This window comes from Marivirga atlantica (assembly GCF_016734805.1).
Classification (GTDB): Bacteria; Bacteroidota; Bacteroidia; order Cytophagales; family Cyclobacteriaceae; genus Marivirga; species Marivirga atlantica.
The window spans coordinates 1,588,759-1,604,269 of the sequence record NZ_JAERQG010000001.1 but is presented as its reverse complement, the minus strand read 5'-3'; the positions used below and the strand labels follow the sequence as shown (position 1 = coordinate 1,604,269).

16 protein-coding genes are annotated in these 15,511 nt (G+C 36.1%); 8 read left to right on the top strand and 8 right to left on the bottom strand.

What is annotated here, in order from left to right; all coding sequences use genetic code 11:
• The 3 genes from JKP34_RS07315 to JKP34_RS07305 all read right to left on the bottom strand — a co-directional run bounded on the left by JKP34_RS07315 (position 1) and on the right by JKP34_RS07305 (position 2,532).
• On the bottom strand, positions 1-576 hold the full coding sequence (locus JKP34_RS07315) for an anthranilate synthase component II (protein ID WP_201919196.1): 576 nt from the start codon (positions 574-576) through the stop codon (positions 1-3).
• On the bottom strand, positions 573-1,991 hold the full coding sequence (locus JKP34_RS07310) for an anthranilate synthase component I family protein (RefSeq protein ID WP_201919194.1): 1,419 nt from the start codon (positions 1,989-1,991) through the stop codon (positions 573-575). Before JKP34_RS07310 ends, JKP34_RS07315 begins: the two co-directional genes overlap by 4 nt.
• 340 nt (positions 1,992-2,331) lie before the next feature.
• Positions 2,332-2,532 (bottom strand): 30S ribosomal protein THX, encoded by a 201-nt coding sequence (locus JKP34_RS07305; RefSeq protein WP_201919192.1) that lies wholly within the window; start codon positions 2,530-2,532, stop codon positions 2,332-2,334.
• A 243-nt stretch (positions 2,533-2,775) separates the two neighbouring features.
• Between JKP34_RS07305 and JKP34_RS07300 the strand changes: the two genes are divergently transcribed.
• The 5 genes from JKP34_RS07300 to JKP34_RS07280 are packed head-to-tail and all read left to right on the top strand — an operon-like array spanning position 2,776 to position 7,789.
• Complete coding sequence (locus tag JKP34_RS07300) at positions 2,776-3,480, top strand: C39 family peptidase (protein ID WP_201919190.1); 705 nt, start codon at positions 2,776-2,778, stop codon at positions 3,478-3,480.
• Entirely contained in the window at positions 3,481-4,944 is a 1,464-nt protein-coding gene (locus tag JKP34_RS07295; protein WP_201919187.1) for a RimK family protein, read from the top strand.
• A gap of 9 nt (positions 4,945-4,953) precedes the next feature.
• Complete coding sequence (locus JKP34_RS07290) at positions 4,954-6,186, top strand: carboxylate-amine ligase (protein WP_201919185.1); 1,233 nt, start codon at positions 4,954-4,956, stop codon at positions 6,184-6,186.
• A complete protein-coding gene (locus JKP34_RS07285; RefSeq protein ID WP_201919183.1) occupies positions 6,183-6,863 on the top strand; it encodes an N-formylglutamate amidohydrolase in 681 nt (226 codons plus the stop codon). Before JKP34_RS07290 ends, JKP34_RS07285 begins: the two co-directional genes overlap by 4 nt.
• A gap of 38 nt (positions 6,864-6,901) precedes the next feature.
• On the top strand, positions 6,902-7,789 hold the full coding sequence (locus tag JKP34_RS07280; RefSeq protein ID WP_201919180.1) for an alpha/beta fold hydrolase: 888 nt from the start codon (positions 6,902-6,904) through the stop codon (positions 7,787-7,789).
• Between the two features lie 63 nt (positions 7,790-7,852).
• On the opposite strand, the gene JKP34_RS07275 is transcribed toward JKP34_RS07280, so the two are convergent.
• The 3 genes from JKP34_RS07275 to lipB form a co-directional block, all read right to left on the bottom strand.
• Complete coding sequence (locus JKP34_RS07275) at positions 7,853-8,692, bottom strand: substrate-binding periplasmic protein (RefSeq protein ID WP_201919178.1); 840 nt, start codon at positions 8,690-8,692, stop codon at positions 7,853-7,855.
• A 127-nt stretch (positions 8,693-8,819) separates the two neighbouring features.
• Complete coding sequence (locus JKP34_RS07270; protein ID WP_201919176.1) at positions 8,820-9,221, bottom strand: hypothetical protein; 402 nt, start codon at positions 9,219-9,221, stop codon at positions 8,820-8,822.
• 7 nt (positions 9,222-9,228) lie between these two features.
• Positions 9,229-9,948 (bottom strand): lipoyl(octanoyl) transferase LipB, encoded by a 720-nt coding sequence (lipB, locus tag JKP34_RS07265; protein WP_201919174.1) that lies wholly within the window; start codon positions 9,946-9,948, stop codon positions 9,229-9,231.
• Between the two features lie 134 nt (positions 9,949-10,082).
• Between lipB and JKP34_RS07260 the strand changes: the two genes are divergently transcribed.
• Entirely contained in the window at positions 10,083-10,430 is a 348-nt protein-coding gene (locus tag JKP34_RS07260; protein ID WP_201919172.1) for a YraN family protein, read from the top strand.
• A 98-nt stretch (positions 10,431-10,528) separates the two neighbouring features.
• Here JKP34_RS07260 and JKP34_RS07255 read toward each other — a convergent pair whose 3' ends face one another.
• The gene (locus tag JKP34_RS07255) at positions 10,529-11,548 is read right to left on the bottom strand and encodes a glycosyltransferase family 9 protein (protein WP_236664912.1); all 1,020 of its coding nucleotides are present in this window, start codon (positions 11,546-11,548) and stop codon (positions 10,529-10,531) included.
• A 9-nt stretch (positions 11,549-11,557) separates the two neighbouring features.
• On the bottom strand, positions 11,558-13,276 hold the full coding sequence (polX, locus tag JKP34_RS07250) for a DNA polymerase/3'-5' exonuclease PolX (protein WP_201919170.1): 1,719 nt from the start codon (positions 13,274-13,276) through the stop codon (positions 11,558-11,560).
• A 143-nt stretch (positions 13,277-13,419) separates the two neighbouring features.
• On the opposite strand from polX, the gene JKP34_RS07245 reads away from it, so the two are divergent.
• Positions 13,420-14,934 (top strand): hypothetical protein, encoded by a 1,515-nt coding sequence (locus tag JKP34_RS07245; RefSeq protein WP_201919167.1) that lies wholly within the window; start codon positions 13,420-13,422, stop codon positions 14,932-14,934.
• A 32-nt stretch (positions 14,935-14,966) separates the two neighbouring features.
• Positions 14,967-15,509 carry a bifunctional pyr operon transcriptional regulator/uracil phosphoribosyltransferase PyrR gene (pyrR, locus tag JKP34_RS07240; RefSeq protein WP_201919165.1) on the top strand — a complete coding sequence of 181 codons (543 nt, stop codon included), beginning with the start codon at positions 14,967-14,969 and terminating at the stop codon, positions 15,507-15,509.
• Positions 15,510-15,511 lie beyond the last annotated feature (2 nt).

Genomic DNA, 15,511 nt, shown 5'->3' with positions numbered 1-15,511 from the left:
TTAGTGCTTAATCCAGTTTTCAATCATTTTAGGTCCTGCAGGTGTCATCACCGATTCAGGGTGAAATTGTATGCCACATACATCATATTGCCTATGACTCACCGCCATTACCTGTCCGTTTATATCTTCAGCTATTACTTCAAGTGAGTCAGGAACAAAGTCCGGGTCAATTACCCACGAATGATACCTGCCTACTTCAGGTTTTTCAGCTACACCTTCAAATAAATAATGTTGTTTAATAGCTATGTTGGTTTGAATACCATGCAGCACTGTATCAAGATTTTGAAGTTTGCCACAGAAAACCTCCCCTATCGCCTGATGTCCCAGGCAAACACCTAAAATAGGTTTTGTTGGTGCATAATCTTTGATCACTTCTTCCAGCAAACCAGCCTCTGACGGCACACCCGGCCCTGGGGAAAGCAGTATTTTGTCATAATCAGCTACATCTGCTAATTGAAATTTATCATTCCGAACCACTGTAATATCTACATCAAGCTTTAACTGACGAACAGTTTCGACCAGGTTGTAAGTGAAGGAATCGTAGTTGTCTATCAATAATAGTTTGAGTCTACTCATTTTGCCTTTCCATTTTGGGTGTCAAACATATGCTCAGCTTTTTCCATGGCTTTTCGCAGGGCAAAAAGTTTGTTATGAACCTCTTCAAGCTCACTTTGAGGATTTGATAAAGCTACTACTCCCGCTCCAGCCTGATAAGAAAGTGTATTGTTTCTGCTCACAAAAGACCTGATCACAATAGCATGATTGAGGTTTCCTGATAAGCCTATAAGGCCTACTGCACCTCCATAAAGTCCGCGTGAAGTTGGTTCGTATTCATCTATAAGTTTTAGCGCCATGTATTTTGGTGCACCACTCAAAGTACCTGCCGGGAAGGTATCTCCTAATAATTTAATGGAAGACCTTTCAGGCACTGTTGCACTTACCTTACTCACCAGGTGAATAACATGTGAATAGAACTGTACTTCCTTGTAAACATCTACTTTAACATCTGATCCATTTTTAGAAAGATCATTTCTACCCAGGTCAACCAGCATGGTATGCTCAGCATTTTCCTTTTCATCATTTAACAGCTTTTCAGCAAGTGCTGCATCGGCCTTATCATCTCCTGTCCTTTTATAGGTTCCGGCAATAGGATTCACATAAGCTTTATCTCCTTTGATACTTACTTGTGCTTCCGGTGAGCTGCCGAATAATTTGTAATCACCATAATCGAAATAGAACAAATAAGGCGATGGATTTAGCGAGCGAAGTGCTCTGTACACGGTAAATTCATCACCTTTGAACTTTTGCTGGAACCTGCGGGAAAGTACAATCTGAAAAACATCCCCTCTTTTGCAATGGTCTATTCCTTTGTTGATGATCTTCAAAAATTCTTCATCGGTTTGGTTAGAGGTTTCCTCTCCTTCTTTAGCAAACTTAAACTGCGGTAAAGACCTATTCAGAATCAGTTGGATCAAATCATCCAAAGTATAGTCATATGACTTATCGATTGTGTGTTCAAAAATATGCAGCTCATCTTTAAAATGATCGAACACAATCACAAAGCGATAAAAATGATAGCGTAAGAAAGGAATATTGGATGCCTCATTTTTAAAGGTGATATCTTCAAAAAACTGCACCCCATCAAAAGCTGTTGCACCAAAGAAACCACTTTCTTCAAATTCATCCTGCGGTAAAATCTTGTTACATTTGAACTGGAAAATAAAATCATTGAGCTTCTCTGCCACTTTCAATTGATCATCAACTTCAATGGCGTTTTCTTCACCCTCAATATTTGTGAGAAGCTTTTTACCATCACTTTGGATATCAACTAAAGATTGTACCGCTATATAGCTAAAGCTATTTCTTCTGGTATGGTAGTCACTACTTTCCAATAGAATGGTATTTGAAAATTGATCTCTTAGCCTTAGGTAAAGACCAACCGGTGTAAAAGAATCAGCTGGTAAACTTATGTGTCGTTTTTTTACTTGCATGTTGGAATATTGTGTGCTTTGTTAAAGTTTAAGTCAAAAAAAAAGAGCCTGCCGGATGTCCGACAAGCTCTTCTAAAATTACGCATAGTGGCTCGGTTCATCCTGTTTGGGAAGAATTGTAAAGCCACCACCATATGTTTTTGTTTTGTATTATCATTTTAAAAAAGTCATAAAAAAACCCCGCTTGTAGGCGGGGTTTAAATTTTAAATATACCGATACCGCCTTCTAAAATTTAGAAGCCCACCACCAGTTATTATTTGTGTTAGTCAAAGTCATTTTTACAAATGTAGACCTGATTTAGAATTTTGCAAAGTTTCGGAAAAGAATTTTGCATTTATTTTATGCTTCTTCCTTCTCCTTCTTTTTAGTAGCTTTTTTAGTTGTTGACTTCTTGGCAGTAGTCTTCGTCTTTTTAGCAGGCTTCTTTTCTTCTGCAGGAGGATTTAATGCTACATCGTGCTTAGGTTTTTTAGGTCTTCTTACCCCGAATGAACCTTTTGCAATTTTTCCTTTTTTTGATTTTCTATCTCCTTTACCCATAGTTGAAAATTTTATAGTTAATATATTATTAAGCGTATTTTAATTAAAAGTGTTCTGAATAAATAATCAAATTTTTCCTCATAAAATTAAATATTCAGCACCCCTTAGAATAAATAGATAAAATACTGATATACATTTACTTACAAAAAGCGAATAAAGCTTTATTAGCCAGTAAAATATTTTATTGAAAAAGAGCAACTATTACATTTTAAAAAGCGTTATTCGCAGCATTAATACTATCCCTTGAAAGAGAAAATTTTATCTCTGGATATTTCCAGACAGCCCGATGACAGTACCTGTGGCCCCACTTGCTTACATGCCGTTTATAATTACTTTGATTACGAAATAACACTTAACGAAGTAATCAATAATGTAGAATACCTGAAAGATGGTGGAACCTTAGGTGCTCTTCTAGGAATTGACGCCCTGAAAAGAGGTTTCGAAGCAGAGATCATTACTTACAACTTAAAAGTATTTGACCCCAGTTGGTTTGAATCAACAGATATAGATTTGGTGGCGAAGCTCAATGAACAGCTTAATTATAAAACGGATCCCAAATTCAGACAGGCATCAAAAGCTTATATCTCCTTTTTAGAAATGGGCGGAAAAATAAGCTATAAAACACTTAATGAAGCTTTGATATTCAATTATCTATCAAAAGAAATCCCTGTTTTAACCGGCTTAAGTGCCACCTATTTATATAATGAGAAAAGAGAAATTGGTAGTGACCCTGTCCGTTTTGATGATGTAGCGGGCAATCCTTCAGGACATTTTGTGGTACTTAATGGCATGGATCCTGTTGAAAAAACAGTTAAAATATCAGATCCGTTACAGGCAAACGCCTATAATAAACAACATTATACTGTAGCAACAGATCATCTAATCTGTTCTATTTTATTGGGCATCTTAACTTACGATGCCAACTTACTAATCATTCAGAATAAATAAATGCAAATAATAATAGTAGTATCCAATCTTAAAGATTGGGATTTTAACATTGAGGGAGTTGAGGTGATAACAGCTAAACAGTACCTTACCAACCCTAAATATCCGGCATTAAAGAATGCTAAAATTTTTAACCTGAGCAGAAACTTTAAATATCAAAGTTCAGGCTATTATGTATCCTTATTGGCTGCCGCAAGGAAGCATAAAGCTATTCCAAGTATTGCTACCATCCAGGACATGAAGTCAAGCTCAGTTATTAAAATCTTAACAGCTGAGTTAGAAGCGAATATTCAAAAATCGTTAAAAGACATTAAGTCTGATAAGTTCACCTTATCTATCTATTTCGGTAAAAACCTATCGAAGAAATATGACAGCATAAGCTTACAACTTTTTAACCTTTTTCAATCGCCCTTTATAAGAGCGCATTTTACAAATAGTAATCAGAAATGGGTTATATCTAATATCTCGGCAATCACAACAAGTGAAATCCCAGATGACCATAAGGACTTTGTTCAGGCTGCTGCTAAAAAGTATTTTGAGTCTAAGAAATTTAATGTACCTGAGCGCAATACCAAAGGTTATGACATGGCCATTTTATGGGATCCTGAGGAAACTACAGCCCCTAGCTCCGAGAAGACCCTTCAGAAGTTTATCAAAGCTGCTGATGCCTTGGGTATTCATGCCGAACTCATCACCAAAGATGATTATAACGAATTATCATCTTATGATGCGCTGTTTATAAGAGAAACTACTGCGGTAAATCACCATACTTTTCGTTTTGCTCAGCGTGGGCAGGCTGATGGTCTGGTGGTAATAGATGACCCTGAAAGCATTATTAAATGCAGTAATAAAGTTTATCTGGCTGAGCTCTTAAAGATGCATAAAATTAGTGCGCCTGAAACTGTCATTATCCATAAAGATAATATGATGCTGGCACCAGATATTTTAGGGTATCCTATTATCCTTAAACAACCTGATAGCGCTTTTAGCCAAGGTGTTACCAAAGCAGTTGATGAGGCTGAATATGTGGCCAAAGTGAATGCTTTGCTGGAAAAATCAGACCTTATTGTTGGGCAGCAGTTCCTTCAAACTGATTTTGACTGGCGCATAGGCGTAATTGATGGAAAGGCTATTTATGCTTGCAAATATTTCATGAGTGGCAAGCACTGGCAAATTGTAACCTGGGACAAAAATAAAACAGCCGGCAGGTACGGGAAGGTGGAAACCATGGCAGTAGAACAAGCACCAAAGGGTGCTATAAAAATAGCTGAGAAGCTCGCAAAACTGATTGGACCAAGCTTGTATGGCGTTGATATTAAGCAGAAAGGTGATCAGTTTTTTATTATTGAAATAAATGATAACCCTAATATTGATACGGGCGTTGAAGATGCATTTCTAAAAGACAAACTATACACAGAAATTATGCAGGTCTTCTTAAAAGGAATACAAAAATCTAAAATGGCTTAAGCCTATTATATGATCTTACACAAGTCTCCCTATAAATTATTTGAATGTGTGGGTATTGAGCTCGAGTATATGCTCGTAAATCAAAAGACACTTCAACCTGAAGCTTCAACTGATAAACTTATCATTAAAAAGCATGGAGCTATTACTGATGAGTTAGAAAACGGGCTGATCAGCTGGTCAAATGAATTGGTTTTACATGTGGTAGAATTAAAAACTACACATCCTGTAAAATCGCTTGATGGTATTTCAGGTGCTTTTCATGCAAATGTTGAAGAAATAAATAAATTATTAGCTGAGGATGGTGTCATGCTGATGCCAACGGCTATGCATCCTTTTTTGAATCCACTAAAGGATCTTAAGCTATGGCCACATCACAGAAATGAGATTTATGAGCAGTATGATAAAATCTTTAATTGTAAAGGTCATGGTTGGGGTAACCTGCAAAGCATGCATATCAACTTGCCGTTTGCCAATGATGACGAATTTTTCAAGCTGCATGAAGCTATTAGAATATTAATGCCACTAATCCCTGCATTGAGTGCTTCAAGTCCTATTTATGAAGGTAACATCGGTCCTTTTAAAGACAACCGTTTAAACTTCTATGAACTGAACCAGCAGAAAATACCTGCTATCACAGGCAAGGTTATTCCGGAATCAGTGAAGAATAAAAAAGAGTATGAAGAAAAAATTCTTGAGCAAACTTATAAAGCAATAGCCCCTTTTGATACTGACAATATCCTTCAGGAAGAATGGCTAAATTCCAGAGGTGCTATTACCAGATTCGACAGAAATGCCATTGAAATTAGAATTATTGATTTGCAGGAATGTCCTGTGGCTGATATCGCAATCGCTGAGCTCATCATTGAAAGTTTAAAGTGGCTGATTAAGCGCTTTGATATCATTCCATACTTTTCTGAAACTGAATTATACCCTATTTATAGAACAGCATTGGAAGAAGGTTCAAACGGTTCAATTGAGAATACTTCGTATTTAAAGCTTTTTGGTTTTGTTCCGGATCAGGAAATTAGCATTCGAAATGTATGGAAAAGTATTTTAGCAGAAGTACGACTATCACCGGAAAGTGAAGCCGCTATTCTTAATATTTTAACAAACGGAAACCTTTCTGAGAGAATTGTCACAAATCTAAATTCAGAAAAACCTTCTATAGAGAATATTATAAAAGAATATAAGATATTGGCAGACTGCCTCAAAAATAACAGGCTCTATACGCCTCGTCAATGAAATACATAATAAGTTGTGAGCATGGAGGTAATAAAATCCCTCCTGCTTACCTCAATTATTTTACTGCGCACAAAGACCTGCTCAACTCTCATAAAGGCTGGGACAAAGGAGCTTTAGCAGTAGCTAAATATTTTGCCTCACTCCTAAAAGCTGACTTTATTTACAGCACTACCAGTAGGTTATTAATAGAGCAAAATCGGACATTGAAACATCCTGATCTTTTCTCTGAAATAAGTAAGCAATTCAATATCGAGCAGAAAGAAAGCTTGATAAACGAGCTATATATACCTTATATAGATAAATTGAGTCAATACATTGAAAATGCAATTATTGAAAAAGAACCTTTCATTCATATTTCGGTCCACAGCTTTACTCCAGTGCTAAATGGTGATATTCGAAGTGCGGAGATTGGTCTTTTGTTTGATCCTGATAATGCTGAGGAATTAAAATTTGCAGAACTATGGCTCAAAAAGATAAGTAAAAATGAGCCAGATTGGAGAGTGAAAATGAACTACCCATATCTTGGTACGGATGATGGCTTGGTAAGCCTTTTCAGAGAAAAATATTCCAAACAGTATACTGGAATTGAGTTAGAAATTAACAATAAGCTTTTCGACAACTACTCAGTTTCTCAAATAGCCGAAAGACTAAAGCCCACCATGCAATTAGTTCAATAATTTATTATGCATGCCGAATGCTTTTCTTAAATTGAATTATGATTCAATCAGAAAGCCATTTCATCAAACAAAAGGATTTTAGCCTACACTTCAAAAGGTTTTTTACGGATGATAAAGCACCTTCAGTTATGCTGGTGCATGGCAGCATAGAAGATGGAAGAATCTTCTACTCCAAATCAGGAAAAGGCCTTGCTCCTTTTTTGGCAGAGAATGGCTATGATGTTTTCGTTCCTGATATGCGAGGAAAGGGGAAAAGCACTCCAGCTATAGATAAAAATGCGTCATTTGGTCAATATGAAGGTATTACTGAAGATATGTCCTTGTTCTTGGAAGCTGTTGAGAAGATAAAAGGAAAAAAACCTGAATATTTAATGGCTCATAGTTGGGGTGGTGTTATTTCATTATCTTATCTGGCCAGAAACGAATATGAAAGTCTTAAAGGCCTTGTCTTTTTTGGTTCCAAGAGAGATGTGCGTGTTCAAAACTTTAACCGATGGCTCAATATTGATTTACTATGGAATACCCTTGGCAACATTCTGGTAAAAAGATATGGTTATTTCCCGGCTAAGAAGTTTAAAGCAGGTAGTGCTGATGAAAGTAAGAATTTCTTTCTACAGGTAAATAATTGGGTATATGCTAAAAACTGGATTGATGAAATAGATGGCTTTAACTATGCCGAAAAATTAAAAGAAAAGAAACTCCCTCCTATCTTGTCCATAACTGGAGCTAAAGATACACATGCTGGTCATCCTAAAGATGTAAAGCGTTTATTAGCTGAAATAGGGAACCAAGCTAATCATGAATTTAAAGTGATAGGAAAAAGGCAAGGATATGCGCATGATTATGATCACATCAATTTATTAACTCACCCAGAAGCAAAAAAAGATCATTTCAAAGAAGTGCTTGAGTGGTTAAGAAGACATTAAATTTAAAGCACAAAAAAGGCTCTTTTGTAAAAAGAGCCTTAATAATTTATAAAATCAATCTTTTTATTTGATCAAGTTTACGAAGGATGTCCCTAAGTTATCAGCAATGATCCTCTTATAGGCTACACTATTTTTATATTCAGGTGTAAGAAACTCTGCCCAAACAGAAGCCCAGTCGGAACTTTTAGGAAAAATAAAACCTAGTTGATCTTCTAACTCATTTAAATTTACCAAATGCCTTGTGATAGGTAGTCTCTTTTTTACTGAGTCATAATACTCGGTAAAATCTATAAGCGTAAAATAATTCTGACCACTTTTTAACTTGGCAATTACTTCCGGTCCAGAATTCACCATTTCAATCTGAAGGTTGCTGAAATATTTTCCTTTAATGTCATTCAAGTATTTTTCATGCGTAGAACCCTTAATAACAACAGCTTTGTAATCTTTAAAAGCAGTGCTCATTTCATCTAAGCTGGAAATTTTTTCAGCATCATTATTAGAAAGTAATACGGAAGGATTGTTCATATAAGGAGGCGTGAAGCTCAGAAAGGTTTTTCTTTCATTGGTAATACTGGTATTACACACTCCCATTATGTTGTCAGATACTTTTACAGTATTGATGAAATTTGAGAAGTTATCAATTTTCTTAGTGAAGGAAAAACTTAGTTCTACTGCATATTTATCTTTCACAAACCCTTTAAACTCCTCCATTAAGTCAACACAAACACCCTGCATTTTACCGCCTTGTTCAAATACCAATCCTGGAGTTTTGTAATACACACAAGTTAAGTTACCTGTTTTATTAGCTTTTACTTGAGCCCAACTCTGGCCATTTATTGGGCTCTGCGCCAAAACATTTCCAACTGTAATTAAGAGGAACAAGAAAGTAGATAATATCTTCATAGCTGATTGAATTTAAAAGTTAACCAATACATGTGTATTTAAAACCAATCAGGAAAATAGCATGATAAGCTAAATTCTCAAAACAAAACCTTCATTTTTAGATAGAGTGAGGGTTTAAGAATACCAATCAGGCATGTCTAACGCCCATCATATCTAATTCAGGGATATACTGAAGGTTTTCTTTGGTGATAGAATCCGGGACAAAAATGAATTTCTTATCGAATACCTGATCAACAATAAAGTAGCTCACCCAATATTCATTATTCAACTTAAACACTGATTCATCTATTGGCTCTACACGCTGAAAGCTTTGTTCATCCAGCTTTTCAATGCGGTGCCGAAGTACAGCAGTCTTCTTTTCTTCACCATTAATCTCTCCATAACCTTTTGAGGTGATCATCACATTGGTGAGTTCAATGAGGTTACGGTTGATAATGTATACATCCCAACCTGTGCTATTCTCCAATTTAGATTGGGCAATAACCAAATCTACACCCGTAACAGGTGAAAAATCTATATCTTTCTTCATCTGATGGTTAAATCAATTCCATTTCAAATAAGTCAGCTATATGTTGCTTAAGCTTCTCTTCCACTTCCTGCATGTTTTGCTTTTTTCCTAATTCAGCTTCCATAGAGGTTACTGCTTTATCATCAATACCACAAGGGATGATGTTTTTGAAATAGTCTAAATTTGTATTTACATTAAAGGCAAAACCGTGCATAGTAACCCATCTGCTACTCTTAACGCCTAGTGCACATATTTTTCTTGGATTCTTAGCGCCTTCTTCATAATCCAACCAAACACCTGTTAAACCCTTTATTCTTCCCGACTCTATTCCATAGTCCTTAAGGGTAAGGATTACCGCCTCCTCTAATAAGCGTAAATATTTATGGATATCTGTAAAGAAATTATCTAAATCAAGAATAGGATAACCCACAATTTGACCTGGTCCATGATAGGTAATATCTCCTCCTCTATTGATTTTGTAATAGGTTGCTTCCTTCTCTTTCAAACCATCTTCATCAAGTAACAGATTATCTTCAGAACCACTTTTCCCTAAAGTATACACATGCGGATGCTCCAGAAATATTAAGTAATTTTCTGTTATTTGTTGCTGTTCCTCTTCAAGCTTTCTATTGCTTGTTTTGATGGCGATGGTTTTCTCAAAAAGCTCACCTTGGTAATCCCAGGCCTCCTGGTAGTCCATCAGACCTAAATCGAGAAACTTTGTTTTTTTATTAATGTGATGATTCAAAAATGAAAATCCTTTTGGTTTTGAGTTATAGCCACTATTCTCTGCTATAGCTGTTGCAAATATAATTGAAGCTTAATGAAAAGCCTTACTATATACTGATTTCAAAATCAAATGTTACTATCTTCATTGGTTACATGAGCACTAAAAGCACCGGAGACAAAGGAGAGCAACTTGCTAAAGAGTTTCTATTAGACAAAGGATATGAAATTCTGGAAGAAAATTACAGATACAAAAGAGCTGAGATCGATTTAATCTGCCTGAAAGATAGCTTGCTTGTTTTTGTAGAAGTTAAAACACTAAGCTCCTCAAAGTTTAATATGCCCGAAGCACGGGTAAATACCCACAAAGAAAGAATGATAATTCAGGCTGCTGAAAATTACATTTACAGCATCAATTGGCAGAAAGATATCAGGTTCGATATTTTAAGTATTGTACTGAATCAACCTCCTGAATTCTATCATATTGAGGATGCTTTTTATTGATAATGAGATTCCCTATCCTGTCTGCCGACAGGCAGGTGCTCGGGAATGACGCTAACTACAATCACTATTTAGTCTAAAGAAAGACAGTAGTAGAACATTCAAGGTAAGTAGAAATCAAAAACGATATCTTTCATGCACTTGAAATGACCTTTAGGGCATTTCTGATAGCCAATCTTTGAGCAAGGTCTGCAATTGACTTTGTTATTCTCTAAAACCGTAAACTTGGTTTTATAGGGATACATGCCAAAGCTGGGAATGGTATTACCCCATATACAAAAGATGTTCTTTTTAAAAGCAGCGGCAATGTGCATCAAACCCGTATCATGGCTAAAAACATATTTCGCCTGTTTTACAATAGAGGCCGACTGATTAAGGTTAAACTTACCACAAGCATTGAATATTACTGTTTTCTTACCCAGCTCAGTAAGTTTCTCTTCATAAGGCGCTGATCCCTCATTTCGCTCGAAGAAAGTTTCTATTTTATCCGCATCTTCTACATCATCAGGCCCACCAACAATAACTACAGGTTTGTTGATTTTATCACACAGCTCAATCATCCTTTCAACCGGAAGTTTCTTGGTTTGATGCTGTGCACCAATTACATAGGCTACATATTCTTTCTGGAAACCTTCGGGCAACCAACTTAATTCTACCTCATCTTTTTCAGGAATAAAGTAATCTAAACCGGAACCATCAGTTTTAACGCCTAATTCGGAGGCTGCTTCCATATATCTGTCTACAATATGAATATTGGGCAGTTTATTCACCTTCATATTGACTATTAGCCACTTTTCCAGATTAAGCTTATTGAAAGCTTTAGAAGGCACCTTTAATTTTTGTTTGATTAATCTGGTTCTGATATTATGATGCAAATCAACCACATAGTCAAAGTTCTCGTCCTTAAGTGAATCCGTTAAATCACTAAGTTTCTCAGGTAACACATGTACCTTATCTACAAATGGGTTATTCTCTAAAATATGAGCAAATGATTTTTTAGTACAATAGTGTACTTCCACATCATCGAGTTGCATCTTAATGGCTCTAATAACAGGTGTGGTCAAAACTATATCACCTATAGAGGAGAACCTTAAAATGAGAACTTTCTTAATTGATTTCAAACTATGTATTTATGATTTAATAAGTTGAAGAGCTGCCTCTTTCTTTTTGTTAAAGTGTGCCTCTACTTCTTTTTGTGATAGTGCGTTAAAAGTTTCTTTGGCTGTTAATCCGGCCTTTCTTCCCACGCATACACCGTAATACATATCGTGATAGCCTTTTGTTTCGTGTGCATCAGGATTTATAGAAATCATTACGCCTTTATCAATAGCATATTTAACATAGCGCCAATCTAAATCCAATCGCCATGGATGCGCATTAATTTCGATAATTACATTGTACTCTGCACAGGCATCAATTACCGCATAATGATTAATCGGATAAGCTTCACGCTGTAAAAGTAGACGTCCGGTCGGATGCCCCAGCATGGTTGTGAAAGGATTTGAAATAGCCTTGATCAATCTTTCAGTTGCTGTTTTCTCATCCATATTAAGCTGAGCGTGTATTGAGGCTACCACAAAATCAAAACTGGCCAATACATCATCAGCGTAATCCAATGAGCCATCATTTAATATATCGGATTCTATGCCTTTGAATATTTTGAATGGAGCCAGCTTTTTATTGAGCTCATCAATCTCCTCATGTTGTTGTTTTACACGAAATTCCTGTAAGCCATTGGCATAAGCGGCAGTTTTGCTATGGTCGCTTATGCCTAAATACTCATAACCTAGTTCTTTGCAGTAGGTAGCCATTCGCTCAAGGGTATTGGCTCCATCACTGTAAGTGCTGTGGTTATGAAGAATACCTTTTAAATCATCGGTTTCAATGAGTTTTGGCATATTACCCTCTTTAGCCATCTCAAACTCCCATAAACCTTCTCTCAATTCAGGAGCTATAAATGGCAAATCAGCTGCTTTGAAAATGGCTTCCTCACTTTTGAAATTTTCTTGCTTTAACAATTTATAGAGCGATTCTCCTTTGTCAGTTTGATGAACCAAATGCTGTGGATTTGCCGTGGTGCGGTAAAGCTCATTGGCAAAATTTTCTTCTGGTGTGAAATAAATGTCGATTTCAGCTTTTGTTTCCTTCTCTCTAAGTTTCAGTTTGTAAGGTCCCGAAAGCTTTTCATTCACTTCGTAATTAGCTGACTTTTCTAAAGATGATTTGATTTTGGACTTCTCTTTGGCCCCAACCAATAATTCTATTGGCTTAATCACTTCCATCTTTCGCCTTACAGCTCCTGTGGTACTAACAAAGTTTTTATCTGTAAGCTCCTGAAGATGTTCAATCAATGCTTCTGCAATCTTTTCTGCCTCTCTGTAATGCACAAAACCTCTCCTGCTTATCAGAAATTTTGCCGATTCCAGCATTTTATCTTGGCTCTTAGCACCAAAACCTTTTAACGCGGCTATTTTATCCTGCTTACAGGCCTCAATTAGGTCTGTTAAATTATCAATCCCTAAATCTTCCCAAATCAGTTTAATCTTTTTTGGACCAAAACCGCTCAACTTCATCATTTCCATCACACCTTCAGGTGTTTTATTCTGATAATCAGTAAGTTGTTTTAGTGAACCTGTTTCAATAATTTCAGCTATAGAGGCCGCAATGCTCTTACCAACTCCATCAAGCTTTTCTAATGCCGATTGGTCTAAATCAGCCAATCGAACATCAGCTTTTTCCAAATTGTAAATAGCTGAATTGTAACTTTTTATTTTAAAATCATTCTCACCAAACAATTCCATCAGTTTGGCAGTCTGCTTAAGTAATTTCAGGATATGTTTATTTTCCACGGTTTTGAGCTTTTTGTAAAATTAACAGTATAATCCGATCTGATTAAATAATTTTTCAATACTTCTACGCAACTATTGAAGAATGATGATTTTTCTGATTAATTTGATTTGATAACTGCTATTACGTTAAATAGATTATGTGTATGCGTTGTTTCTCCTTATTTCTTATTGCAATACTCTTTTCATCGGTAGTGTTTGGTCAAATTTCACAACCAACCAGATATGAAATAGAAATTGATGAGCTAGATGAACCTTATAATATCGTTTCTGCTGAAGAAAATGGAATATACATTTTCAAAGAGCGGGAAGATAAGAAAACTAAAAAAGAGAACAGCTGGGAAATCATTAGAATAGACACTTCATTACAGGAAGTTAGCCGTCATGAGGTATTAATTGACGATAAATTTACTTTTCGAGGATACAGCTACCAAAACGGTCAGTTTGTGATGCTTTTTCAGGAAGGCATTGAGTATGCTGAAGACTTGCTATTTGTAACTTTTAAAGTTGGTGAAGCAGGCTTCCAATCTTATGTCTACAAAAATGTTGTTCCCATTAAACTTACAGAATTTGAGCTAAAAGATGATGCCGTGATTTTTGGTGGTGATGTAAACATGAGGGCTGTGCTCATGGTATATAATTTCACACAAGAAAAAGGTTTTGTACTTCCCGGCTTTTATACTGATAGGAGCAGTCTACTTCAAATTGTTCGGAATACCAATGATGAATGGTTTAGAGTGGTAACTTCAGAAAGAAGATTAGATAAGACTTATGGCATAACCGTAAGAGCCTACTCCACTAGGGGTGAATTGATTTATTCGCGAGAAATAGATGCAGGGGAAGATAGGAGTTTAACAAACGGTAGAATTGTTAACGGAGAAATTGGTGCCAATCTTTTAGCAGGCACCTATTCCAAAAAACGTAGAACAGAAACTTCTCGCGGTCTTTTCATTGCTGATCTTGCCATTGATGGTACTTATGACATCCAATATTACAACTACGCCAACCTGGAGAACTTCTTCAATTATATGCGAGAAAAGAGAAAAGCTCGCATTAAAAGAAGAATTCAGCGCAAGAAAATAAAAGGTAAGAAATTGAAATTCAGCTATCGCCTCTACGTGCAAGATATTATTCAGCAAAATGATCAAAACATACTAATTGGTGAAGCATATTATCCAACCTATACTACATCTGCTTATGGTATGGGTGGATTCTATGACCCTTTTACATCAAGAAGATCTACTCAGGTTTTTGATGGTTATAAGTATACCCATGCCATCATCATTGGCTTTGATAATGAAGGTAACTTACTGTGGGACAACAGCTTTGAGATAAATGACTTAAAAAGCTTCTTTCTAGAGGAGCATGTACAGGTAGTTTTTACAGATAATAAAATTGTAATGCTCTATTTGTATGATCAACAATTGAAGGTTAAAGTTATCCGAGAGCAAGATATTATTGAGGGAAAATCCACAGAAGACCTTCGTCTTAAATATGATAGTGATGAAATAAAAGGCAACGATGAAGAATTAGAAGGGCTTGAAAAATGGTACAGCAAAACATTTTATGCCTATGGCGTCAATAGAGTAAAAAACTTAAAGGATAGCGATATTGAGCTTAACAGAAAAGTCTTTTTTATCAATAAAATCGTTGTAGATTAAACTAGTTGTTTTACTATCTTTGCCGCAATCCCATGGATAAAAGACTGATTTTAGATAGCGAACTACTCAGAATAACCATCTTCCGACTGGTGGAAGAGCTTATTGAAAACCATGGTGACTTTACCGATACTGTTCTTATTGGCATGCAGCCAAGAGGTATTTATTTAGCCGATAGGCTTCATAAAAGATTGGAAGAGCGGCTTGAGAGCTCGATACCCTTAGGCTACTTAGATGTAACCTTTTATAGAGATGATTTCCGCAGAAGAGACTCGCCAATTGAGGCCAATGCAACAGATATTCCCTTTTTAATTGAAGACAAAAAGGTAATACTTATAGATGACGTGCTTTTTACAGGTCGTACAACACGTGCAGCACTAGATGCTATGATTGCCTTTGGCCGTCCTCGGTTAGTTGAATTACTTACATTTATTGATAGAAAATATACCAGAGACCTTCCTATACAGCCTGATTATGTTGGTAAAAGAGTGAATACACTCAAAACTCAGCGTGTATTGGTTGAATGGACAGATCAGGGAGCTGAAAATGATCAAATCTGGTTAGTGACAAACGATTAAAC